19 protein-coding genes and 1 tRNA gene are annotated in these 22,076 nt (G+C 72.3%); 11 read left to right on the top strand and 9 right to left on the bottom strand.

Annotated features, from left to right (window positions below; all coding sequences use genetic code 11):
- Positions 1 to 73: 73 nt before the first annotated feature.
- A complete protein-coding gene (locus tag ACFYYW_RS14660) occupies positions 74 to 1,237 on the top strand; it encodes an NAD(P)/FAD-dependent oxidoreductase (protein ID WP_387648703.1) in 1,164 nt (387 codons plus the stop codon).
- On the opposite strand, the gene ACFYYW_RS14655 is transcribed toward ACFYYW_RS14660, so the two are convergent.
- Entirely contained in the window at positions 1,200 to 2,117 is a 918-nt protein-coding gene (locus ACFYYW_RS14655) for a M23 family metallopeptidase (RefSeq protein ID WP_352318917.1), read from the bottom strand. The two genes, ACFYYW_RS14660 and ACFYYW_RS14655, sit on opposite strands and share 38 nt — an antisense overlap.
- A gap of 209 nt (positions 2,118 to 2,326) precedes the next feature.
- On the opposite strand from ACFYYW_RS14655, the gene dnaG reads away from it, so the two are divergent.
- Both dnaG and rpoD read left to right on the top strand, forming a co-directional pair.
- Complete coding sequence (gene dnaG, locus ACFYYW_RS14650; RefSeq protein WP_352318915.1) at positions 2,327 to 4,168, top strand: DNA primase; 1,842 nt, start codon at positions 2,327 to 2,329, stop codon at positions 4,166 to 4,168.
- Positions 4,169 to 4,516: 348 nt separating this feature from the next.
- Positions 4,517 to 5,620: an RNA polymerase sigma factor RpoD gene (rpoD, locus tag ACFYYW_RS14645; RefSeq protein WP_241563834.1), complete on the top strand. Its 1,104-nt coding sequence runs from the start codon at positions 4,517 to 4,519 to the stop codon at positions 5,618 to 5,620.
- A gap of 63 nt (positions 5,621 to 5,683) precedes the next feature.
- On the opposite strand, the gene ACFYYW_RS14640 is transcribed toward rpoD, so the two are convergent.
- Genes ACFYYW_RS14640 through ACFYYW_RS14610 form a run of 7 tightly spaced genes read right to left on the bottom strand, consistent with a single transcriptional unit; the run spans position 5,684 to position 13,974 of the window.
- Positions 5,684 to 6,490 carry a transporter substrate-binding domain-containing protein gene (locus ACFYYW_RS14640; protein ID WP_387648698.1) on the bottom strand — a complete coding sequence of 269 codons (807 nt, stop codon included), beginning with the start codon at positions 6,488 to 6,490 and terminating at the stop codon, positions 5,684 to 5,686.
- Positions 6,487 to 7,866 carry a hypothetical protein gene (locus tag ACFYYW_RS14635; RefSeq protein WP_387648696.1) on the bottom strand — a complete coding sequence of 460 codons (1,380 nt, stop codon included), beginning with the start codon at positions 7,864 to 7,866 and terminating at the stop codon, positions 6,487 to 6,489. The genes ACFYYW_RS14640 and ACFYYW_RS14635 overlap by 4 nt, the downstream gene beginning before the upstream one ends.
- Positions 7,863 to 8,504 carry an FHA domain-containing protein gene (locus tag ACFYYW_RS14630; protein ID WP_387648693.1) on the bottom strand — a complete coding sequence of 214 codons (642 nt, stop codon included), beginning with the start codon at positions 8,502 to 8,504 and terminating at the stop codon, positions 7,863 to 7,865. Before ACFYYW_RS14630 ends, ACFYYW_RS14635 begins: the two co-directional genes overlap by 4 nt.
- The gene (locus ACFYYW_RS14625; RefSeq protein WP_352318907.1) at positions 8,504 to 9,790 is read right to left on the bottom strand and encodes a VWA domain-containing protein; all 1,287 of its coding nucleotides are present in this window, start codon (positions 9,788 to 9,790) and stop codon (positions 8,504 to 8,506) included. The genes ACFYYW_RS14630 and ACFYYW_RS14625 overlap by 1 nt, the downstream gene beginning before the upstream one ends.
- Positions 9,783 to 10,640: a PP2C family serine/threonine-protein phosphatase gene (locus ACFYYW_RS14620; RefSeq protein WP_387648690.1), complete on the bottom strand. Its 858-nt coding sequence runs from the start codon at positions 10,638 to 10,640 to the stop codon at positions 9,783 to 9,785. Before ACFYYW_RS14620 ends, ACFYYW_RS14625 begins: the two co-directional genes overlap by 8 nt.
- On the bottom strand, positions 10,637 to 12,811 hold the full coding sequence (locus ACFYYW_RS14615; protein WP_387648687.1) for a tetratricopeptide repeat protein: 2,175 nt from the start codon (positions 12,809 to 12,811) through the stop codon (positions 10,637 to 10,639). Before ACFYYW_RS14615 ends, ACFYYW_RS14620 begins: the two co-directional genes overlap by 4 nt.
- On the bottom strand, positions 12,808 to 13,974 hold the full coding sequence (locus tag ACFYYW_RS14610) for a hypothetical protein (RefSeq protein ID WP_387648684.1): 1,167 nt from the start codon (positions 13,972 to 13,974) through the stop codon (positions 12,808 to 12,810). The genes ACFYYW_RS14615 and ACFYYW_RS14610 overlap by 4 nt, the downstream gene beginning before the upstream one ends.
- A 176-nt stretch (positions 13,975 to 14,150) precedes the next feature.
- On the opposite strand from ACFYYW_RS14610, the gene ACFYYW_RS14605 reads away from it, so the two are divergent.
- The 3 genes from ACFYYW_RS14605 to ACFYYW_RS14595 are packed head-to-tail and all read left to right on the top strand — an operon-like array spanning position 14,151 to position 16,086.
- Positions 14,151 to 14,309 (top strand): hypothetical protein, encoded by a 159-nt coding sequence (locus ACFYYW_RS14605; RefSeq protein WP_352318900.1) that lies wholly within the window; start codon positions 14,151 to 14,153, stop codon positions 14,307 to 14,309.
- Between the two features lie 32 nt (positions 14,310 to 14,341).
- A complete protein-coding gene (locus ACFYYW_RS14600; protein WP_352318898.1) occupies positions 14,342 to 15,616 on the top strand; it encodes a hypothetical protein in 1,275 nt (424 codons plus the stop codon).
- A complete protein-coding gene (locus tag ACFYYW_RS14595) occupies positions 15,613 to 16,086 on the top strand; it encodes a hypothetical protein (RefSeq protein WP_364415619.1) in 474 nt (157 codons plus the stop codon). The genes ACFYYW_RS14600 and ACFYYW_RS14595 overlap by 4 nt, the downstream gene beginning before the upstream one ends.
- A 69-nt stretch (positions 16,087 to 16,155) precedes the next feature.
- On the opposite strand, the gene ACFYYW_RS14590 is transcribed toward ACFYYW_RS14595, so the two are convergent.
- Positions 16,156 to 16,473, bottom strand: a complete 318-nt coding sequence (locus ACFYYW_RS14590; protein ID WP_352318894.1) for a YtxH domain-containing protein — start codon at positions 16,471 to 16,473, stop codon at positions 16,156 to 16,158.
- 126 nt (positions 16,474 to 16,599) lie between these two features.
- Here ACFYYW_RS14590 and ACFYYW_RS14585 point away from each other — a divergent pair.
- From ACFYYW_RS14585 to ACFYYW_RS14565, 5 genes are all read left to right on the top strand, one after another.
- Positions 16,600 to 16,671, top strand: a tRNA-Asn gene (locus ACFYYW_RS14585).
- 445 nt (positions 16,672 to 17,116) lie between these two features.
- Positions 17,117 to 18,214 (top strand): nitric oxide synthase oxygenase, encoded by a 1,098-nt coding sequence (locus ACFYYW_RS14580; RefSeq protein ID WP_387648679.1) that lies wholly within the window; start codon positions 17,117 to 17,119, stop codon positions 18,212 to 18,214.
- A 41-nt stretch (positions 18,215 to 18,255) separates the two neighbouring features.
- The gene (locus tag ACFYYW_RS14575) at positions 18,256 to 19,029 is read left to right on the top strand and encodes an enoyl-CoA hydratase-related protein (RefSeq protein ID WP_387648676.1); all 774 of its coding nucleotides are present in this window, start codon (positions 18,256 to 18,258) and stop codon (positions 19,027 to 19,029) included.
- A 154-nt stretch (positions 19,030 to 19,183) separates the two neighbouring features.
- Entirely contained in the window at positions 19,184 to 20,221 is a 1,038-nt protein-coding gene (locus tag ACFYYW_RS14570; RefSeq protein WP_387648673.1) for an NAD(P)-dependent alcohol dehydrogenase, read from the top strand.
- A gap of 22 nt (positions 20,222 to 20,243) precedes the next feature.
- The gene (locus tag ACFYYW_RS14565; RefSeq protein WP_387648670.1) at positions 20,244 to 22,073 is read left to right on the top strand and encodes a glycoside hydrolase family 15 protein; all 1,830 of its coding nucleotides are present in this window, start codon (positions 20,244 to 20,246) and stop codon (positions 22,071 to 22,073) included.
- Positions 22,074 to 22,076 lie beyond the last annotated feature (3 nt).

Below are 22,076 nucleotides of genomic sequence, written 5' to 3'. Positions count from 1 at the left end.
AGGCCGCCGGGGCCGGTGAAACCGCCCCCACGAGCGGCTTTGCGGACCTGCCTCGTCGGCGGATACTGCGCGCATGGCTACATATGTCATCGTCGGCGCGGGCCTTGCGGGAGCCAAGGCCGCGCAGACGTTGCGCGAGGAGGGCTTCGCCGGCGAGGTCGTGCTCGCCGGCGCGGAGAGCGAACGCCCGTACGAACGGCCGCCCCTGTCCAAGGAGTACCTGCGGGGCGGCGGCGAGCGGGAGAAGATCTACGTCCACGCCCCCGGCTGGTACGCCGACAACGACGTGGAGCTGCGGCTCGGCCTGCCCGTCACCCGCATCGAGCCCCGCAACCACGTCGTCAGGTTCGCCAACGGGTCGCGGCGGGCCTACGACAAGCTGCTGATCGCGACCGGGGCGACGCCGAGACGCCTGCCCGGCCCGGCCTACTACCTGCGCACCGTCGAGGACTGCGAGGCGCTCAGGCGGCGCTTCGCCGAGGGCGGCAGCGTCATCGTGGTCGGGGCGTCCTGGATCGGGCTGGAGAGCGCGGCGGCGGCCCGCGCGGCGGGCTGCCCGGTCACCGTCGTCGAGCCCGAGCCCACCGCGCTCAACCGGGCGCTCGGCCCCGAGCTGGGCGCGGTGTTCGCCCGCCTGCACGCCCGCAACGGCGTGGACCTGCGCTTCGGCACCGCGGTCGCCGAGGTCACCGGCACCGGCGTGCGGCTCAGCACGGGGGAGCGGCTGACGGCCGACCTCGTGGTGGCCGGCATCGGCGTCGCGCCCGAGGTGGAACTGGCCCGCGACGCGGGCCTGGAGGTCCGGCACGGCATCCGCACCGACGCCTCCCTGCGCACCTCGCACCCCGACGTCTACGCCGCCGGCGACGCCGCCGAGCCCTTCCACCCCCTGTACGGCCGGCACGTCCGCGTCGAGCACCGGTCGGGCGCGCTCAAGGGCGGCCCGGCCGCCGCCCGCGCCATGCTCGGCCAGGACGTCGTCCACGACGACATCCCCTACCTCTACACCGACCAGTACGACCTGAGCATGGAGTTCACCGGCGACACCGGCGGCCACGACGAGATCGTCTGCCGAGGGTCGCTGGAGGACCTGCGGTTCGTCGCCTTCTGGCTGCGCGAGGGCCGGGTGGTCGCCGGCATGGGCGTCAACACCCGGGACGCCGTGCCGGAGATCCAGGAGCTGATCAGGTCGGGCGCCGTCATTGACCGAAAGGCGTTGACGACGGGTCCGCCGTGATCGGGTTGTCGTCCTTGGGCTGGGCGGTCCTGCGCGGCTTCCTGGGCTGCTTGGTGGCCTGCGGCACCTTCTTCGACGTGCACTGGACCGCGCACCGCGGCGTCTCGCCGAGTTTGCCGCGCAGCGCCAGCGTCTCCTTGCGGGGGGAGAGCGTGCGGTTGCCGGAGCGCCAGGCGTCCAGGTAGTCCCACGGCTCGACCATGCCCCGGCGCACCCACCAGTAGGCCGGGCCGGTCTTCCAGGAGATCGCGAAGTAGAGGTTGGAGCCGGCGTCGCGGGCGTTGCCCGACCTGCCCACCCGGCCGAGCAGCTGCCCGGCCTTCACCCGCACGCCGGGCCGTACCCCCTCGGCGACGGAGTCGAGGTGGCCGCCGAGGTAACGCACGCCGTCGTCGCCGATGATCGTGACGAACCGGCCCTCGCGGTCGGCGCCCTTGTCGGTGGAGGGCGCCCACCGGTTCTTGACGTTGACCTCGTCCACCACGCCGTCCACCGGCGCGACGAACGAGCAGCCCTGCGGGGCCCAGATCGTCGTCTTGGGCAGCACCAGCAGGCTGCGCTGGTAGGTCGTGCCGCAGCCCTTGACCGGGAACGTGTAGGTGAACTTCGACAGCTTGGGCGGCGGCACCTTGACCGGGTCGTCCCCCTTGGGCGGCCGCTCGGCCTGCTGCTCGCCCTCCTGGCCGGACGGGCCGGGCGAGGGGATGGTGGCGGTGACCGCCGGGGTGCCAGTGGGCGTGCCAGTGGACGTGCCCGTGGGCGGGGCCGTGGAGGGCGACTGGGCGCTGACGCCCGCCACCCCGGTCGCCTGGGCGCAGGCGCCGGTGAGCAGCACGGCGCCGGCCACAACCGCCCACCGCACGATATGCCCGGAATGCATAGTCTTCCTCACCCGTGTCACCGTTTCCACCGACAACCCTCACCTTTGTAGCCGACCACGGGACTCCGCATCACCAGTTTCCCGCTTTAGCAACCCAGAGGTGACGCGCGTCTTCCCCGGCCGTCGACAGCCCGTGCCACGCCGTTCACCGGCCGCGGCACACCCCGCGAGGGGCGGAACCGTCGGTGGGGCGGAATAGACTCACCGGCGTGGCTGGCCGGATCCGTGATGTCGACATCGCGCTCGTACGCGAGCGTTCCCCCATCGCCGACGTGATCGGCGAGCACATCCAGTTGCGCAACGCCGGAGGGGGCAACCTCAAGGGCCTGTGCCCCTTCCACGACGAGAAGAGCCCGTCCTTCAACGTCACCCCCGAGCGCGGAATGTACTTCTGCTTCGGGTGCTCAGAAGGCGGTGACGTGATCACGTTCGTGGAGAAGATCGAGCACCTGCCGTTCGGTGAGGCGGTCGAGCGGCTGGCCCAGCGGGCCGGCATCCAGCTCCAGTACGAGCAGGGCGGCTACGTCCCCAAGCGCGACCACGGCGAGCGGGCCCGGCTGATCGAGGCCCACCGGGTGGCCGCCGAGTTCTACGCCGAGAAGCTGTTCGGGCCCGACGCGGCCCCGGGGCGGCGGTTCCTGTCCGAGCGCGGGTTCGAGCGCGCCGACGCCGAGACGTTCGGCGTCGGCTACGCGCCGGCCGAGTGGGAGGCGCTGGCGCGCCACCTGATGGGGCGCGGGTTCACCGCCGACGAGCTGGTCAAGGGCGGCTTGGCCAAGGAGGGCAGGCGGGGGCCGATCGACCGGTTCCGAGGGCGGCTGATCTGGCCGATCAGGGACGCCACGGGTGACGTGATCGGATTCGGCGCCCGCAAGTTGCTCGATTCCGACGATGGTCCGAAATATCTGAATACGCCTGACTCCCCGCTTTACAAGAAGAGCCAGGTCCTTTATGGCATTGATCTCGCCAAACGAGAGATCAGCAAGCGCGCCCAGGCGGTGATCGTCGAGGGATACACCGACGTGATGGCCTGCCATCTGGCCGGCGTTCCGACCGCGGTGGCCACCTGCGGCACGTCGTTCGGCGAGGAGCACATCAAGATCCTGCGCCGGTTCCTGCTCGACCAGGCCGAGTTCCGCGGCGAGGTCATCTTCACCTTCGACGGCGACGCGGCGGGCCAGAAGGCGGCGCTGCGGGCCTTCGCCGACGAGCAGAAGTTCGTCACGCAGACCTACGTCGCGGTGCAGAGCGACGGCCTCGACCCGTGCGATCTGCGGATCAAGCAGGGCGACGCGGCGGTGCGCGACCTCATCGCGAGCCGCGAGCCGCTGTTCCAGTTCGCCATCAGGAGCACCATCTCCCGCTACGACCTGCGCAGCAACGAGGGCAAGATCGCCGCCCTCGACGCGGCGGCGCCCATCGTGGCCGGGATCAAGGACGTCGGCCTGCGCAAGCGCTACGCCATCGACCTCGACCGCTGGCTCGGCTTCATGGACGAGCGCTTCGTCATGCAGCGCATCGGCGAGGTGGCCAACACCCAGCAGGGCCGCCCCCAGCGCGCCCCCAAGGCGGCCCCGGTCGATCCGAGCGTGCGGGTGGAGGGCGAGCTGCTCAAGCTGGCCGTCCAGCGGCCGGCGCTGCTCGGGCCGCGCTTCGACGCCCTCGACCCGCAGGCGTTCACCGCGCCCGACCACGTCGCCCTGCACAAGGTCATCCAGGCCGCCGGCGGCGCCGGCTCGGCCGGTCACGGCGGCCGCGAGTGGGTCGACCGGCTGCTGGAGCACGCCCACGACGAGGCCACCAGGGCGCTCGTGACGCGGTTCGCGGTGGAGCCCGTCCAGGCCGACGCGCACGCCGAGGAGCGTTACGCGGGGGCCATGCTGGCGGCCATCGAGGCGATCGCGGTCGACCGGGCCATCGCCCAGGCCAAGTCCCGCATGCAGCGCCTCAACCCGGTGGAGCAGCAGCAGGAGTACAACAGGCTGTTCGGCGAGCTGGTGGCGCTGGAGCAGCAGCGCCGGGTGCTGCGCGAGCGCGCCGCGGGAAGCTGACCCCATTTGATAACAGTTCGGCAGCGGGGACCGGCGGTGAACCAGGGGGTGTGCGGGGAATCGCGGCCGGTCCGCGCTGCCGTCATGGGGCCGCTCGGGCGTCTTCCGGGCAGCGGAAGAGAAACGTCCGGCAGGCGGACGTCGCCGGACGTGGGTTTCCAGACCGCGTAATTGACTTTTCTTTCCTGATCAAACTCGGGCCAAACCTTTACTCGATCTCAATTCGGTAATGCTGATCGTCTTACCTTCCGCAACAAAAATGGGTCTGCCATTTGATGGAACCAATACTGCAGACTGTCTCCCGTGGGTGCATCGGTGCTGCCAAGCGGGCCGCCATCGGTAGATCAGGTGGCGGACCTCGTCGCGAAGGGAAGGGAGCGCGGAAGCGTAACCGTCGATGACGTCGCCGCCGCGCTTGACCGATCCGAGCTGCCGTCCGACGCGCTGGAACGCGTCGTGCGGATGCTCGCAGAGAACGGCGTGGAGGTCCTCGAGCCCCAGGGCGACGAGGAGTCCACCCGCGCCGATGAGGAGGACGTAGGCAAGCGGGCGCCGACCAGCGATCTCGTCCGTATCTATCTGCGGGAGATCGGCCGCGTCCCCCTGCTGACCGCCGAGGAGGAGGTGGAGCTCGCCAAGTCGATCGAAGCCGGCCTGTTCGCCGAGGACAAGCTGGCCAACGGGGTCTCGCGTCTGGCCTTCCCGGAGTTCAGGGAGCTCGTCTGGCAGGGCACCAGGGCCAAGCAGCGGCTGATCGAGGCCAACCTCAGGCTCGTGGTGTCGATCGCCAAGCGGTACGTGGGCCGCGGCATGTTGTTCCTCGACCTGATCCAGGAAGGCAACCTCGGGCTCATCCGGGCGGTCGAGAAGTTCGACTACACGAAGGGCTACAAATTCTCCACCTACGCCACCTGGTGGATCAGGCAGGCGATCACCCGGGCGATCGCCGACCAGGCGCGCACCATCCGCATTCCGGTGCACATGGTGGAGACCATCAACAAGCTCGTCAGAGTGCAGCGTCAGCTCCACCAGGACCTCGGCCGCGAGCCCATCCCCGAGGAGATCGCCAAGGAGATGGACCTCCCGGTCGACCGCGTGGTGGAGATCCAGCGCATCGCCCAGGAGCCGGTGTCCCTGCAGTCGCCGATCGGCGAGGAGGACTCCGACCTCGGTGACTTCATCGAGGACGCCGACGCCGTCGTGCCCATGGAGGCGGCCGCCTTCATCATGCTGCAGGACCAGCTCGACGACATCCTGGCCACGCTGTCCGACCGCGAGCAGCGCATCATCCAGCTCCGCTTCGGCCTGGCCGACGGGCATCCGCGCACGCTGGAGGAGGTGGGCAGGGAGTTCGGCGTGACGCGCGAGCGCATCCGGCAGATCGAGTCGAAGACCTTGGCCAAGCTCCGCCACCCGACGCGCGCGCAGATGCTCAGGGACTACCTGGACTGACCCTTCGACCCCGCGACGGGCCCGGCGAGCGTGCCGGGCCCGTCCGCATGCCGGGCGGCGGGCTCAGGAGCAGCCCTCGAACTGCGGCACGGCGATGTTGGTCAGGTTCAGGCCCGCCTTGCTGAACCACTTGTGCAGCAGCTGGCTCGCGGTGCCGTCCTGGTACATGTCGGTGATCGCGCGGTTCACCGCCTCGCAGCCCGGCACGTCGTCCTTGTGCAGGCCCACCCCGCTTCGCTGCTCGTTGAACTGGGCGTTGGCCAGCCGCAGCCCCGAGCCGTCCTGATCGGCCAGGCCGGCCAGGATCACGTCGTTGGTGGTGACGGCGTCCACCTGCCGGCTCTTCAGCGCGCTCAGGCACGACGCGTAGTCCTTGAACGGCACCAGCTTGGCCGCCACGCTGCGTTCCTCCACGACCCGCTCGGCGGCGTTCGAGCCCTCCACCGCGCAGATCCGGCGGCCCTTCAGCTGCCGGACGTTGTCCACCTTGTCGTCCGGCCGCGTCAGGATGTCCTGGTAGGAGATGTGGTACGGCCCCGCGAACAGCACCTTCGCCTTGCGGTCCATGCTGATCGTGTACGTCGCCACCACCATGTCGGCCCGCCCCTGGATCAGCACCTTCTCCCGGTCGCCCGCCAGCACGGGGATCAGCTTGAACTTCTTGCCCAGCCGCTTGGCCACGTAGCGTGCGACGTCGACGTCGAAGCCCGCGAAGGTGCCGTCCGGCCGGCGGAAGCCCACCGACGGCAGGTCGGAGCGGACGGCGATGACGATGGTGTCCTTGTCGAGGATCGACTCCCGGCCGCCGGCGCCGCAGGCCGCGGCGGCCACCGCGGTCAGGGCCAGGGCCGCTACCAGCGTGCGCTTCAACGGTACTCCTTGAGTCTCGGCCACACCCCGGCGATCATCAGCAGCGCGATCCCGGCGATCGCGAACGGCAGCAGCCGCCACAGGTTGTCCAGCGCGTTCCGGCCGGCGTCGATGGACTGGTCGAAGGTGCGCTCGTGCCGTTCGGCCAGGGCCACCAGGGCCCGGTCGTAGGCGTCGAACGCGGCGGTGACCGGCCCGAGCTTGGCGGTCACGGCCTCGGCGGTCCTGCCGTCCAGCGCGAGTGCCCGGAAGGAGGTGTCGGCCTGCTGGAAGGCCCGGTAGGCGTCCAGCACGCGGGTGCCCTCCGGGCCGGTCAGCTCGGGCCCCAGCATGCCGCGGGCCGCTCCGGCGTCGGCGGCCACCTTCGCGTGGTACTGCGTGAGGTTGCCCGACTCGAAGTAGACGACTGACTGCGACTTGTCCAGGAAGGTGTGCTCGTAGGTGTCGGCGCGGTCCTTGTCGAGCAGGTAGCGGCTCTGGTCGCCCTGCATGCTGTTGCTGATCGCGCGGGCCTTGGCCAGCGTCAGGACCGAGTCGAAGCCCTGTGTCTTGGCCGTGCGCAGGTCCGTCTGGTCCTGGCCGAGCACGTTCACGCCGAGGATCAGCGAGACCGCGGTGGCCAGCGTGGCGACCAGCAGCGCCGGGCCGAACACCCGGCGGAACCGCCGGGCCAGGTAGACCTGGAGCCAGATCAGGCAGCCCAGCGCGAGCAGCCCGGCCAGCAGCACCGCGGAGCGCAGCAGCGGGACCATGGCGTTCTTGTCGTCGTAGGTGCGGCGGACGATCGTGCCGCTCTCCAGGGTCAGGTTGTAGGCCTGCGGCAGCAGCACCAGCCGCATCAGGTCGGTGGCCTGCCGGTAGGTGCCCACGACGTTGTCCGGCGGCGCGCCGGGCGCGTGCCGGGACTGCTCGTTCAGCAGCAGCGCCTGCCCGGCGAGCCGTTCGTAGCGGCCGAGGCCGTCGAGCACCGACTGCACGGTCCGCCGCTCGGCGGCGTTGTCGCCGGCCAGCTCGAACGCCTTCAGCAGCGCCTGGTCGGCCTCCGTGCGCCGCCGCTCGTACCGGTCGACGGCCTCGCGGCGCTGCTGGCCGTACTGGTCGCCCATGACCAGCGCGTTGGCCACCTGGGCGTCCATGTCGCTGAGCGCCAGGTAGAGCCCGGCGGTGGCGACGACCTGCGGCCCGGCGTCGCGGCCGATGACCTGCAGCCCGTCGCCGGCGGTCAGGCTGCCCACGCCGAGCGCCGCGAACAGCAGCGCGAGGGCCGCCACGGTGACGCCGGAGATGACGCGGATGCGGCCGGGCACGCTGTGGCGCGGCAGGGGGGCGGGGGCGCCCGCCGGGACGAGGGCGCCCGGGTTCTGCACCAGGGTCACGGGGTGCCCTCCCTGATGGTGATGACGGTCCAGGCGCCCAGGTGGATCCGGTCGCCCGGACCGACCCGGACGGGCGTGTTGATCTCCACGGTCTTGCCGTTGACCTGGGTGCCGTTGGCCGAGCCTGGGTCCACCAGCGTCCAGGTGCCGTCCGGCTGGGCCAGCAGCACGGCGTGCAGGTGCGACACGCCCGGGTCCTCGGGCGGGCCGGTCAGGTCGATCTCCGGCGCCAGGTTCCTGGCCCTGCTGCGCCGTCCGATGCGCACCTGCTCGCCGACCAGCCCGAACGAGCGCTCGGGACAGTACGGCGGGAAGGCCATGCGCGCCGCGTCCGGACCGCCCTCGGCGACCACCTTCTCGTAGTAGGTGCGGTCGGCGGCGGCGACGGCCTCCCACCGCGCCCCCCGCACCGGGAGCGGCACGCCGCCCCCGCCGCCGGTGAAGTCGTGCCCGCACACCTCGCAGAACTGCCCGGCGCGCGGCGTCTGGCAGACCGGGCAGGCGTCGTCGCCTCCGGCGGCGGCGGTGGCCGCCGCCGGCTGGGGCTGGGGCGCGGCGGGCGTCCCGCCCATCTGCGCGCCGCAGACGTCGCAGTAGTCGTCGGAGCCGGAGTCATGCCCCTGCGGACAGGTCGCCATCAGCCCTCGCCCTTACGCAGCCGGCTGGTGCGGACGGAACCGGTGTCCAGTTCGATCTCGTCGGCCTTGTCCACGTTCCTGCGCAGCCGGGCCGTGCCGGTCGCGGGATCGACCTCCACGACCTTCTCCAGCAGCCGGGCGGTGTCCTCGCGGCCCGACTCCGCGGCCAGTTCCCTGGCCTTGGCCAGGCGGGCGGTCGCGGCCTCCACGTCCCCGGCGGCGCGGGCGCTGAGGCCGTCCTGGATGAGCTCGTGCAGCTCGGCCTGGCCGGTGTAGTGGGCGACCTTCCGGTTGATCTGGGTGGACTGCGCCAGGTCGTCGGTCCACTGGGCCAGCACGTTGCCGCTGGCCACGACGTCCCCCGTGTCGGGGCGCACCAGCTTCACCCAGCCTGCCCTGATCTCCTGGCCGATCTGGCCCGGCGGCACCTCGACGCACAGGTGGTACTCGCGTTCCTCCTGGCCCCACGAGCCGGTCGGGTAGTCGCCGGTCAGCGGGTTGACGTCGGTGCGCTTGCCGGTCAGGTCGAGCAGCGTGGGGGAGACCTGCTTGACGAACTTCAGCTTGGCCGTCTGCGGCACCCACACCCGCAGCGACAGGTCCGCCACGGTCTTGCTCATCGACGTCTGCGTCACCCGGCGGAAGAACTCGGCCAGATCGCTCTGGTTCCGTACGAACTCGAACGAGCCGAGCATCGCCTCGGCGACCTTCCGCAGCTCGGCGGGCACCCAGTCGTCGCCCACGCCCAGGCTGTCGCAGACGAACTTGCCGCTCCACCCCTGCAGCACGGCCCCGAACACCTCGGGACGCTCGTTGTTCTGCCCGTCGGTCATCAGCAGCGCGTGCCTGATCGCGTTCGGGTAGCCGCTCAGCAGGTGCCCGGCCAGCTTCAGCCACTCGCCGATGGCCGTGCCGCCGTGCGCGAGCAGCCTGCTGATCGCCCGCTCGGCCTCGGCGCGGGTGGCGGGCGTGGCCCTGACCAGGTTGGCGTTGCCGCCGGGGTAGACGACCCTGGCCCGCTCGGTCCCGGCGATCACCGCGAAGTGCACGCCGTCGCGCAGCGCGTGCACGGCCGCCGCCGCGGCCTGCCGGGCCTCGCGGATCTTGCCGCCGCTCATCGAGCCGGAGGTGTCGACGATGATGACCTCAGCCGCCTCGGTGGGCGCGGCCTGGGCGAAGCCGCCGCCGGAGGAGGCCACGGTGAGGATCGCGTGCACCTCCCGGGCGTCGGTGGACAGGTACTTGTTCTGGTCGATGTTCAGCGTGAACGTGGGCTGGTCACCCATGCGTTTCTCCTAGGGGGATGAGAACGATCGTCACGTTGTCCTGGCCGCCGGAGGCCAGGGCGTGGCGCAGCATCTCGCGGGCCATGTCGAGGGGGGTTCCCGGCTGCGGGAACCGGTAGCCGTCCAGGTAGCGCCACAGCCCGTCGCTGCACACCAGCAGCAGGCCGGGCGCCCCCGGGGCGAGCGTGCGCACATGCAGCGACACCTCGCCGGAATCCGCGCCGAGCCACGCGGTGATCTCGCCGGTCGGGACCACGTCGTCCTCGGTCAGCAGCACGCCCTGCCCGGGGGCCTCGCCGGGCAGCCAGTACGCCCGCGTGTCGCCCGCCCAGCTCAGCGTGATCCCGCCGGGGCCGGCGACCGCGGCGACGTAGGTGCAGGCGGGGGCGTCGTCCACGGAGGTCGCCAGGGCGGTCACCGCCTTTCCGGCCAGCTCGAACGCCTCCTGTGCGGAGGCCCCCCTGGCCAGGGCGGCGCCCGCGGTCTCCACCGCCGCGGCCGAGGCCGCGTCGGCCCGCGGCGAGCTGCCCACGCCGTCGCACACCACCGTGATCACGGCGTCGCCGGTGGTCAGCAGCGCCATGGCGTCCTCGTTGCGGGCGCGTCGCAGCCCCTTGTCGGTCACGGCGGCGGCACCGCCGTCCAGGACGATCTCGGCGTGGTCGCGGCCGGTGGGCTGGCGGGCGCCGCACCGTTCGCAGTAGCCCTCCGCGTCCACCGCGGCCGCGCCGCAGGAGGTGCAGACCGGCGCGCCGAGCGCGTGCCCGCACCGCTCGCAGTAGACGTCCCCCTGGACGACGGGGGACGCGCACATCGGGCAGCTCTGGGAGGTCGGTACGGGTTCGGTCACAGCCACGTCCTCGGTCGTACGGCGTTCGCCTGGTCGATGAGCGCGTGGCGTTCATGGCGGGAGCCGGCCGCCACCGCGAGCTTCCGGTAGATCGACTCCAGCCGCCTGCGCAGCCCCGGTTCGGTGAAGTCGGCCTCGGCCAGCTTCGTCCGGGGCGGCGCGGGGTTGTGGTCCAGCCAGGCCAGCGCGCAGCGCAGCAGCTCGGCGGTGAGCAGGTCGCGGCGGCGCGGGTCGAGGTCGGCCAGGCCGGCCAGCCGTCCGGCCGCGCCGACCAGGTCGGCGGCGGACACCGTGCTCAGGTCGGTCCGGCGGAACACCGAGGCGGCCAGCGCCACCTGCGCCGCCACCCGGTAGCTGGAGGTGGGCGGCACCTCGTCCAGCACGTCGACGCGGCCCGTCCTGGCCAGCCCGAACGCGGCGCTGACGTAGGAGTGGTCGGTCCGCCAGACGGCGTTGTACCAGTGGGCCGACTGCCGGCCGGCGCACTCCAGCGCGAACGCCAGCGCCAGCTTGGGCGCGAGCTCGCCGGGCAGCGCCGACACGCACGCGTCGAACATCGTCACCGCGGTGTCCGGCTGGCGCCCGGCCAGCGCGTGCACCCCGCGGTACCAGGTCGTCCGCCAGTCGCCGGGGAGCAACCGGTCCAGCTCCGTCAGCGCGTGCGGCGTCTCGGCCGCGCCCGCCTCGGCCAGCAGCCTGGCCCGCATGAGCCGGGTCTCGGGCGTCGGCGGCATCGCCGAGAGCTGGTCGAACAGCTCCTTGCCGTCGAACCCGAGCAGGCCCGCCAGCGCGCCCGCCGCCGGGTCGAGCGGATCGACGTGCGGCACCGGCAGCTCGACCGCGACCACGGCCGGGTCGAGCGGCCCGAACACCTCCTGGCGCGATGCCGACAATGCCGTCCCCACGGCGGAGCGCTCGGGCCCGAACAGGGTCGAGGGCGCCGGGAACGGCACGCCCTCCTCGGCCGCGCTGATCTCCCGCAGCACCCCGACGAGCTGCTCCTCCATCTCCCACGCGCTCTGGAACCGGTCGGCGGGGTCGGGCGCGGTGGCCCTGCGCAGCAGCCGCGCGAACGACTCGTGCCCGCAGTCCTGCGGCAGCGGGCTGGCCACGCCGCCCTTGGCCGGGCTCCAGGACGGGATCGTCAGCACCGCCAGGGTCCTGGCCACGGTGTAGAGGTCGGAGGCCACGGACGAGGGATGGGTGTCCAGCTCGGGCGCGTGGTAGCCGACCGTCGCCCAGGACGTGCCGGGCGGCGAGCCGACCGGCTGGACGGCGCCCAGGTCGATCAGCTTGAGCCGCCGGCCGACCCGGATCACGTTGGCCGGCTTGAGGTCGCAGTAGACCAGGCCGTTCTCGTGCAGGTAGCCGAACGCGTGCAGGATCTCGCGGCCGTAGATCAGCGCCTCGCGCAGCGGCAGCGGGCCCTGGCGGCGCAGCTCGTGCAGGGACTGGCCGCCGACGTACTCCATGACGATGTAGCCGAGGCCGCCGGAGAGCTGGAAGTTGAGGATCTTGACGATGTTCGGGTGGTCGACCGTGGTGAGGAACTTGCGTTCGGCCTCGGCGGCCGCCAGCGCCTCGGCGTCGTTGGTGTTGAGCAGGCCCTTGAGCACGACCCAGCGGCCGTCCAGGTTCTCGTCGGCGGCCAGGTAGATCCAGCCGAGACCGCCGTGCGCCAGGCAGCCGAGCACCCGGTACTGCCCGGCCACCATGTCGTCCTTGGCCAGCTTCGGGGTGAAGGAGTACGGCGTGCGGCAGTGCGGGCAGAACCCCTCCGTCAGCCCGGGACGGCCCTGCCGGGACCGGCCCACCGGCTCCCCGCAGGCCGGGTTGGCGCAGAACCGCTTCTCCTCCGGCACCTGCGGATCGGCCATCACGGCCGTCGCCGGATCCCGGTACGGCACGGACGGCAGGTCGGCGATGCCGCCCAGCACCCCGGCCCGCGATCTGCCGCTGCTGCTCACCGGCGAGGTCAGCGGCCGGCTCACCGGCTGGGTGTTCACCGGCCCCGAGAGCGGCCCCGAAAGCGGGCCCGAGGCCGACGCCGGGGCCGACGCCTGCTGGGGGACGGACACCGCCGGGGGCGGCGGGCCCGCCGCGTTGCCGCACAGGTCGCAGTAGCCGTCCTCGATGGTGCCGGTGCAGCCCGGCTGCGCGCAGCGGGTCATGGCTTACCTCCGTGTATCGCGCGCTGGTAGGTCTCGACCGCGGCCGCCGCCTCGGTCAGGTCGCAGGGAGCGCTCCACAGCAGGGATCGGGCCCGCTCGAAGCACGCGGCGGCGTGGGGGTCCTCGGCCATGCCCTTGCGCACCGCCATGGCCTGGCAGGCGCCGAGCCGGCCGCGTAACTCGTCACGCCTGCCGACCAGGCCGTACAGGGCCTTGGCGGTGGCCCGCGCCCGGTCGGCCGCCTTCTCCGCCTCGCTCTCCACGTTCGCCAGCCGCCTGGCCCGCACCACCCAGGTGTCGGCCGAGGCGTCGAGCGCGGCCAGCTCGCCGGTCAGCTCCTCGACCCGGCTGCGCGGGCGGGCCTGCGGCGGCAGGGCGATCTTGACCACGACCGCGCCGTGGGCCAGCCTGGCCTCGCTCTCGGCCGCGCGTACCCGGTCGAGGGCGGCCACCAGGTCCTCGCGGCGCCTGGCGTACTCGCGCTTGACCACGATCGCCTGGTCGACCTCCGCGCGGGCCTCGGCCAGCGCGCGGGCGACCCCGCCGAGGTCGGGGCCCACGCCCGCGCCGAGCGGGTCGGCGAGCAGGGCTGCGCGCATCCGCCGCAGCTCCGCCTCCTGTGCCTCCAGGCCGACGCCCTCGCCCAGCTCCCGCTCCAGGTCGCGGATCTCGCGCAGGGCGCGGTCGGCGTCGTCGAGCCGGGGCAGGACGGCGTTCCACACGGCGTCGATGTCGTTGAGCGCCGAGGTGACCTCGCGGAAGGCGCCGTCCATGCGGGCGACGGTCTCGTCGAGGGTCAGCCGCTCGTCGGCCTCGGGCAGCAGCGAGCGCTGCTCGACGGGCTTGGCCGCGGCCCGCAGCACGACGGACGTGCCCGACAGCAGCCGGGTCAGCTCGTCGAGCTGCTCGGCGCCGAGCTTCGCGCGCGCGGCCCTGACCTGCTCGGCGTCGCGCAGCACGGCCCGGTAGGCGTCGTTCAGCAGCCACAGCCGGGTCAGCGCGGCCTGGACGGCGGCCCAGCGCTGCGCCGTCACCCCGTTCAGCGTGGCGCCCTTGAGCAGCTGGTACGTGGTGTGGGATTCGAGATCGAGCAGGTCGCCGGAGATCCGGTCGCGTTCGTCGGCCCGAGCGCGCAGCGCGTACTCGGCGCCTTCCCTGCTCATGGGTGGTCCCAGACTCATCACGCTCCCCGTGAAGAGGGCCCCCGATGCCCCGTGTCCTACCGGCTCAACGGGAGTCTTGACCGGTTGGTTCCAAAGGGTAGGGGTGACCCTGACTTGTCCCTGATTCAACCCTCGGTCACCTGCAAACGGCTTAAAGGATCTCCTACGGTGGAGACATGGCACGCATCCTTCTGATCATCGCCGCGATCATCGTCGCACTGCTCCTCGTCGGCCCGCTCGTGGGTTTCGTCTTCACGCTTCTCAAGTGGGCTCTCATCATCGGCGCCGTCGTCCTCGGTGTCACGTTCGTCGCGAAGTGGGCCAAGAGGCCGTAGCTTCCGACCGCTTCCCAAGGCATAGTGAGTGAATGGAGGCGCGGCCGGCGGTTGACGATGCCGCGCTCGGGCGCGAGGCGCTGGCCGTGCTCGAGGCGAACTGGACGGGCAGCGGCACCGTGCCCGCACCGGGTCTCTACCCGCACCAGTGGAGCTGGGACTCCGCGTTCGTCGTCATCGGCCTGGCCAGGCACCGCCCGGAGCGCGCCCGGGAGGAGCTGCTCAGCCTGCTGAGCGGCCAGTGGGCGACCGGCATGGTGCCCCACATCGTCTTCCACACCCGCGAGGCCTACTTCCCCGGGCCGTCGGTCTGGCGCTCGCAGGAGCACGCCTCCGCGCCCAGGGTCTACACCTCCGGGCTCACCTCCCCGCCGCTGCAGGCGCTGGCACTGCGCTGGCTCTACCGGCACACCGGCGACGTGGCCTTCGTCCGGCGCACGTTCCCGCTGCTCGTCGCCCAGCACCACTACCTCGCCTCGGCCCGCGACCTCGGCGGCGCCGGGCTGGCGGCGATCGTCCATCCCTGGGAGTCGGGCATGGACGACAGCCCGGCCTGGGACCAGCCGCTCGCCGCGCTGCCCGCCATCGGCTACGGCTACCGCAACGTCGAGCTGGCCGAACGCCACCCCGACAGCGACCACGACCGCTACGTCTGGCTGGCCATGCGTTACCGCGACGCCGGCTACCGCGCCGAGTACCTGCGCGACGAGCACCCGTTCGCGGTCGAGGACCCGATGTTCAACGGGATCTGGCTCGCCTCCTGCCAGGCGCTGGCCGAGCTGGCGCCGGTGGCGGGGGCCGACCCCGCCCCCCACGCCGAACAGGCCGAACGCATCAGGCAGGCCATGCTCGACCGGCTCTGGGACGGCTGCTTCTACCCCCTCGACCTGCGCTCCGGCCGGCTGATCAAGGTCTGCACGGTGGGCGCGTTCGGGCCGCTGCTCGATCCCGGGCTGCCCAGCGACCACCTGCACGCCTGCGTCGAGGTGCTGGAGTCGGCCCGGTTCATGGGCGCGACCGGCTACCCGGTGCCGAGCTGCGAGATCCGCGCCGCCCAGTTCGACCGCACCCGCTACTGGCGCGGGCCGTCCTGGGTGAACACCAACTGGCTGTTACGCCGGGCCGCCGCCGTCCACTCGCTCGACCAGCTCGGCCGGCAGCTCGCCAACGGCACCCTGCGGCTCGTCCGGCAGGCCGGGTTCCGCGAGTGCTTCGACCCGTTCGACGGCAGCGGGCGCGGGTGCAGGGACTTCTCCTGGAGCGCGGCGCTCACCCTCGACCTGCTCGCCGATACCGTGGAGATATGAGCATTCTTCGCCGCCTGCCCGCTGACGTGCGCCGATCCCTGGACACCCGGCCGGGGGAGCGGGTGCTGACGTTCACCGAGACCTCCGACGGTCACCTGGTGGCCACCAACCTCGCCCTGTTCCTGTCCGACGGGACGCGGGTGCCGTACGAGGAGATCGACAAGGCGTCCTGGGACGACGAGGGGCTGCGGGTCGTCACCACCGGCGGCGCCCGCCACTTCGAGCGCGTCGCCGAACCGCGGATGCTGCCCGAGACCGTGCGCGAGCGGGTGAACTCCACCATCGTGGTCAACAAGCGGGTCAGCCTGCCGGGGCGCGGCGGCGTCCGGCTGGTGGCCAGGCGTCCGCCGGGCGGCGAGGTGCTGGGCTGGACGCTCGTCTTCGACGACGGGCTCGATCCGACGGACCCGGGCCTGCGCGCGCAGGCCGAACAGGCCCTGGAAGGCGTCCGGCGCAGCATGGGCGTGTGAGGGATCACACGTCCGTGCCGCGCCGGATCTCGGGGCTGGATCTTCAGGGCCGGATCTCGGACCGGGCCGTCAGTAGGGAATGCCGGTCTCGCGGGACTTCCGTTCCGCGAGATCCTCCTCCTCGGGCCAGCCGCTGCCGGACCTGTGGTGACCGTCGGAGCCGAGGAACGGGATCTTCTCCTGAAGCGTCCCGCCCACCTTCTCCCTGGCCGCCCCGGCCAGCCTCGACGCCTGCGCGCCGACCACCCCCGCGGCCTCCTGGACCCTCGGGCTGTCGGCCACACGCTGGGCCGCCCGCTTGATCTGTTCGTACCGCTCGCGGCCCGCCCTGCTGCCGAGCACGTAACCGACAGCCAGACCGACTGCAAATGTCATTCGATAACGCATCTTGCACCTCCGCTGTCTCCCGGCCTACCCCAGTTGCGATGCGACACGCACTCCAGGAGTGCGCTAATCTATTCCTGCGCACGACGGAAGGGCCCAACAAGCCCGACCAGCAGGGCGAACGTTCGATCCCGCGTAGCTCAACGGCAGAGCAGCCGGCTGTTAACCGGCAGGTTATAGGTTCGAGTCCTATCGCGGGAGCTGCAGTCAGACAAGAGTTTGGCAGATCAGGCCCTCTCACCGAGATCGGTGGGAGGGCCTGATGCGTTCTCCAGGGCCGGGACGGCACGAGGTGGGCGCCAGGCCGGCGTCGCCGCATCGCCGAGGATCCGAAGCCCTGAGCGGTCAGGGTGCACCGCCGCGCGGCCGACGCGGGCATGTCGTGAAAAGAGAGGGATTCACGCGTTGTAGTGGGTGAGTTACTGATTTTGGGGTTACGGGGACAACAGGCGTTCGCCGGGGGGAAGATGGGCGAGTCGGCCGGGTGCGGCCGGCAGCCGCGGGAAGTCGTGACGGGGGCGTGGAGAGGGCGCCGCCGGCAGGACGTGCCGCCGACCCGGAATCGGCGGGGCGCTCCGCTGAGCGAAATGTTGGTTGCCGCGTGCGTACCTGGATCAGGTCACTGCGTCCCTTCGATGTGCAAGCCGTGCACGCGCTGTTCGAGCGCACCACGGACCTCCGCGAGGCGGAGCGTTTCATCAGGCTCTTCCACGCCGAGAACCCCGCCGCCGGCGGCCTGGCCGCCCGGCTGCGCGACGTCGCCAGAGACGTCGCCCGCCACGGCACCTACGTCCACACCTTCGAGGAGCTGGAGTTCGGCGCCCGGGTCGCCTGGCGCAACAGCGGCCGGTGCATCGGACGCCTGTACTGGCGTTCGCTGAAGGTGCGCGACCGGCGGGAGGTGACGACGGCCGAGGGCGTCGCGGTGGAGTGCGTGGCGCACCTGCGCGAGGCGACGGGGGAGGGGCGCATCAGGCCCACCGTCACCGTCTTCGCCCCGGACACCCCGGCCATGCCGGGCCCGCGAGTGCTCAACGACCAGCTCGTCCGCTACGCCGGGCACCGGCTGAACGGCGGCGGCGTCCTCGGCGACCCGCGCAACGCCGAGCTCACCGACCTGGCCAAGGAACTGGGCTGGCGCGGCGGGCCGGGCCGGTTCGACGTGCTGCCGCTGGTCGTCCGGGCCGGGCTCGGCGACCCGCTGTTGTGCAACCTGCCGGGCGACGCCGTGCTGGAGGTGCCGCTGCTGCATCCCGAGTACGCGTGGTTCGCGGAGCTGGGGCTGCGCTGGCACGCCGTGCCGGTCATCTCGGACATGTGCCTGGAGATCGGGGGCGTCTGCTACCCGTGCGCGCCGTTCAACGGCTGGTACATGGGCACCGAGATCGGGGTGCGCAACCTGGCCGACGCCGACCGGTACGACCTGCTCCCCGAAGTGGCCAAGCACCTCGGCCTGGACACCTCCACCGAGCGCTCGCTCTGGCGCGACCACGCGCTGGTCGAGCTCAACGTGGCGGTGCTGCACTCGTTCGAACGGGCGGGGGTGACGATCACCGACCACCACACCGAGTCCCGGCGCTTCCTGACCCACCTGGAACGCGAGGAGCGCGCCGGACGGCGCTGCCCGGCCGACTGGTCGTGGATCGTGCCGCCGCTGTCGGGCGGCGCGACCCCGGTCTTCCACCGCTACTACGACACCTGCGAGCTGACCCCCGCCTACGTGCATCGCCACCCCGCACGCTGATGCGCTTGCCAGCCCCGCCCAGAACATGGTTCGGTTAGCGCATGGCGGAACTCGTGCTCTCATCGTCGGACCGGGGCGTGCTCACGCTGACCTTCAACCGTCCCGACACGCTCAACGCCTGGACGGACGCCATGGGCAGGCGCTACTTCGACCTGCTGGCCGAGGCCGAGAAGGACCCCGACGTCCGGGCGATCGTGGTGACCGGCGCCGGCAAGGGCTTCTGCGCCGGGGCCGATTTCAAGACGCTCGCCGCCATCCAGACCGGCTCCTACGACGAGACCCCCGACCCCCGCCCCAACACCTTCCCCACGACCATCGGCAAGCCGATCATCGCCGCGGTCAACGGCGCCTGCGCGGGGCTCGGCATGGTGCACGCGCTCGTCTGCGACCTGGTCTTCACGGCCGAGGAGGCCAAGTGGACGACCGCCTTCCCGCGCCGCGGCCTGGTCGCCGAGTACGGCCTGTCCTGGGTGCTGCCGCGGGTCATGGGCCAGCAGCGGGCCATGGACGTCCTGCTGTCCGGCCGGGTGTTCAGCGGACGGGAGGCGTACGAGCTGGGGCTGGCCAACCGCGCGGTGCCGGGGGAGTCACTGCTGGCGCAGGCCCAGGAGTACGCCAGAGAGCTGGCCGTGCACAGCTCGCCGGCGTCCATGGCGGTGATCAAGCGGCAGGTGTGGCAGGACTGGGACGTCACCCTGGAGGAGTCGGCCAGGAAGGCCGTCCACGAGATGCTGGCCTCCTTCGGGCGGCCCGACTTCGCCGAGGGCGTCGCCAGCTTCCTGGAGCGCCGCCCGCCGAACTTCCCGGCGCTGTGAAACCGCAGGCCGGAGGGGGTACGGGCGGAGCGCGCCGAGGTTAGACGGCGATCGCGGCCGGGTAGGGCTGGACGTGTCCGAAGGGTCCCAGGCCGGGGCGTGGGGGGACGTCCAGCGGGGGGCACGGTCGGGGGGCGCGGTGCAGGCTTTCGTCATGAGGGAGATCGGCCGGGTCGGTTTCATGGACAAACCGGTGCCGCGGCCGGGGCCGCGCGACGCCGTCGTCCGCACCACCACCGCCCTCATCTGCACCTCCGACTCCCACACCGTCCAGGGCGGCATCGGGCCGCGCACCGACCTCACGCTCGGGCACGAGGGCGTCGGCGTGGTGCACGAGGTGGGCGAGGAGGTGCGGGACTTCCGGCCGGGCGACCGCGTCCTGGTGGGGGCCATCACCCCCGACTGGGGCGACCTCGCCTGCCAGGACGGTCACCCGTCGCAGTCGGGCGGCCCGCTCGGCGGGTTCAAGTTCGCCAACTCCAAGGACGGCGTCTTCGCCGAGTACTTCCACGTCAACGAGGCCGACGCCAACATGGCGAAGATCCCCGCCGGGGTGCCGGACGAGACGGCCGTCTACTGCGCGGACATGCTCTCGACCGGCTTCATGGGCGCCGAGAACGGCGACATCCCCATCGGCGGGACGGTCGCCGTGCTGGCCCAGGGCCCGGTGGGCCTGATGGCCACCGCGGGCGCCCGGCTGCGCGGCGCCGGCCTGGTCATCGGGGTCGAGTCGGTGCCCCGCCGACAGCGACTGGCCCGCGACTTCGGCGCCGACGAGATCGTCGACTTCAGCGCCGAGGACGTCGTCGAGGGCGTGCTCCGCCTGACCGGCGGACAGGGCGTGGACACCGCCATCGAGGCGCTCGGCGCGGACGCCACCTTCCAGACCGCGATCAGAATCATCAAGCCGGGCGGGACGGTCTCCAACACCGGCTACTACGGCCAGGGCGAGTTCGTCCGCATCCCGCGCGTCGAGTGGGGCGTCGGCATGGCCGAGAAGAAGATCACGACCGGCCTGTGCCCGGGCGGGCGGCTGCGCATGGAACGCCTGCTGCGCCTCCTGGAGGGCGGCCGGGTCGATCCCACGCCGCTGACCACCCACACGTTCCCGTTCGCGGAGATGGAACGCGCCTTCGAGATCTCGGACAAGAAGCTCGACGACGTGGTGAAGGTGATGATCACCTTCCGGTGAGTACCTCGGAGGAGAACGCCGGATGCTCGACCTCGATCCACCCTTCCGCCCGGTCCGCCACCGGGAGGGCTACCCGCCCCTGGAGGACCTCGGGCTCATCGGCGACGGCACGACGGCGGCGCTGGTCGCCCTCGACGGTTCGATCCCGTGGTTGTGCCTGCCGCGCTTCGACAGCGACCCGCTGCTGTGCGGCCTGCTCGACCGCGAGCGCGGCGGCTGCTTCACGCTGACGACCGACGACCTGCGCGAGGCCAGGCAGTACTACGTGCCGGACACCGCCGTGCTGGTCACCGAGCTGCGCGGCCCGTCCGGCGTGGTGCGGATCACCGACGCGCTGGTCCTGCGCGCCGGCGCCGACCTCAGCGACGACGCCGGCGGCGGACGGAGCGAGCTGGTCAGGTCCGCGGTCGTCCTGGCGGGGGACGTGCGCCTGCGGGCGGAGCTGGCGCCGCGCGGCGGCGGGCAGGTCCGGGTGCTCGGCAGCGGCCTGGAGGTGCGCGCGTCCCGCCGGCCCGACCTGCGGCTGCACCTGCGGTCCGACCGGCCGCTGACGGGGCTGCGCACCGTGCACGACCTCCAGGAGGGCGAGCGCCTCGACCTGGTGTTGTCGTGGGGGCGCATCCACCGTCACCACCGGTTCGATCCCGAGGCGATGGTGCGGCAGACCGCCGACGCCTGGCGGCGCTGGATGGGCGCGTGCACCTACCGGGGCCCGCAGGAGGCGCTGGTCCGGCGTTCGGTGATCACGCTGAAGCTGTGCGACGACTGGGTGAACGGCTCGCTGGTCGCGGCGCCGACGTCCTCGTTGCCCGCGCCCGTCGGCGGGGTGCGCAACTGGGACTACCGCTACACCTGGATCCGCGACGCCGCTTACGCCGTCTTCGCGCTGCGCCGCGTCGGCTTCGCGGAGGAGGCCGACGGCTTCCTCGGCTGGGTGCTCGACGCCTTCGAGCAGAGCGGCCAGCCGCGGATCATGTACACGCTGCGCGGCGACCCCGTGCCCGAGGAGGTCGTCGACGCCGACCTGGAGGGCTACCGGCGCTCGGCGCCGGTGCGGTGGGGCAACGGCGCGGCCGACCAGCGCCAGCACGATGTCTACGGCGAGGTGCTCGACTGCGCCGACCAGTGGCTGCTGCCCGGCCGCGACCTGCAGCCCGCGCTGTGGTCGGGGCTGTCGGCGCTGGCCGAGGCCGCCGCGAACACCTGGCGGCAGCCCGACCAGGGCATCTGGGAGGTACGCAGCCAGGGCCGGGTCTTCACCTACTCGGCGGGCATGTGCCAGGTGGCGCTCGACCGGGCCGCGGCCATCGGCGAACGGCTGGGCCTGGACGGTCCGATCGCCAGGTGGCGCGCCACCGCCGAGGAACTGCGCCGGCTGATCCTGGAGCAGGCGTGGGACGAGGAGGCGCAGTGCCTGAGCGAGCACCTCGACGGCGGCGGCGGCCTGGACGCCAGCCTGCTCGCGCTGCCGCTGCGCAAAGTCGTGCCGGCCGACGACCCGCGGATGACGGCGACCACCGCCGCCGTCGCCGAACGCCTGTCCGCCGGTGACGGCCTGCTCTACCGCTACCTGCACGACCAGTCGCCGGACGGCCTGCCCGGCGACGAGGGCGCCTTCCTGCTGTGCAGCTTCTGGCTGGTGGACAACCTCGTCCTGCAAGGTCACCGGGCCCGCGCCGAGGAGCTGTACGCCTCCCTGTGCGCCCGCGCCAGCCCGCTCGGCCTGCTCCCGGAGCAGATCGACCCGGCCACAGGCGCGTTCGCGGGCAACTACCCGCAGGCGTTCAGCCACATCGGGGTGATCGCCAGCGGGGTCAACCTGGCGCGGGCGGGAGCGGCCCGCACGCCCTGACCG

It is taken from the genome of Nonomuraea sp. NPDC001831 (assembly GCF_042892035.1).
Classification (GTDB): Bacteria; Actinomycetota; Actinomycetes; order Streptosporangiales; family Streptosporangiaceae; genus Nonomuraea.
The sequence above is the reverse complement of the archived record's forward strand: the minus strand, read 5'-3'. Positions and strand labels throughout refer to the sequence as shown.

What these genes read in the sequence shown, in the direction of transcription:
- ACFYYW_RS14660 (WP_387648703.1), top strand. Translation starts at nt 74, where the DNA reads ATGGCTACATATGTCATCGTCGGCGCGGGCCTTGCGGGAGCCAAGGCC.
- ACFYYW_RS14630 (WP_387648693.1), bottom strand. Translation starts at nt 8,504, where the DNA reads ATGGCGACCTGTCCGCAGGGGCATGACTCCGGCTCCGACGACTACTGC.
- ACFYYW_RS14590 (WP_352318894.1), bottom strand. Translation starts at nt 16,473, where the DNA reads ATGCGTTATCGAATGACATTTGCAGTCGGTCTGGCTGTCGGTTACGTG.
- ACFYYW_RS14595 (WP_364415619.1), top strand. Translation starts at nt 15,613, where the DNA reads ATGAGCATTCTTCGCCGCCTGCCCGCTGACGTGCGCCGATCCCTGGAC.
- ACFYYW_RS14570 (WP_387648673.1), top strand. Translation starts at nt 19,184, where the DNA reads ATGAGGGAGATCGGCCGGGTCGGTTTCATGGACAAACCGGTGCCGCGG.
- ACFYYW_RS14655 (WP_352318917.1), bottom strand. Translation starts at nt 2,117, where the DNA reads ATGCATTCCGGGCATATCGTGCGGTGGGCGGTTGTGGCCGGCGCCGTG.
- ACFYYW_RS14600 (WP_352318898.1), top strand. Translation starts at nt 14,342, where the DNA reads ATGGAGGCGCGGCCGGCGGTTGACGATGCCGCGCTCGGGCGCGAGGCG.
- ACFYYW_RS14610 (WP_387648684.1), bottom strand. Translation starts at nt 13,974, where the DNA reads ATGAGCAGGGAAGGCGCCGAGTACGCGCTGCGCGCTCGGGCCGACGAA.
- ACFYYW_RS14625 (WP_352318907.1), bottom strand. Translation starts at nt 9,790, where the DNA reads ATGGGTGACCAGCCCACGTTCACGCTGAACATCGACCAGAACAAGTAC.
- ACFYYW_RS14605 (WP_352318900.1), top strand. Translation starts at nt 14,151, where the DNA reads ATGGCACGCATCCTTCTGATCATCGCCGCGATCATCGTCGCACTGCTC.
- ACFYYW_RS14615 (WP_387648687.1), bottom strand. Translation starts at nt 12,811, where the DNA reads ATGACCCGCTGCGCGCAGCCGGGCTGCACCGGCACCATCGAGGACGGC.
- ACFYYW_RS14575 (WP_387648676.1), top strand. Translation starts at nt 18,256, where the DNA reads ATGGCGGAACTCGTGCTCTCATCGTCGGACCGGGGCGTGCTCACGCTG.
- ACFYYW_RS14565 (WP_387648670.1), top strand. Translation starts at nt 20,244, where the DNA reads ATGCTCGACCTCGATCCACCCTTCCGCCCGGTCCGCCACCGGGAGGGC.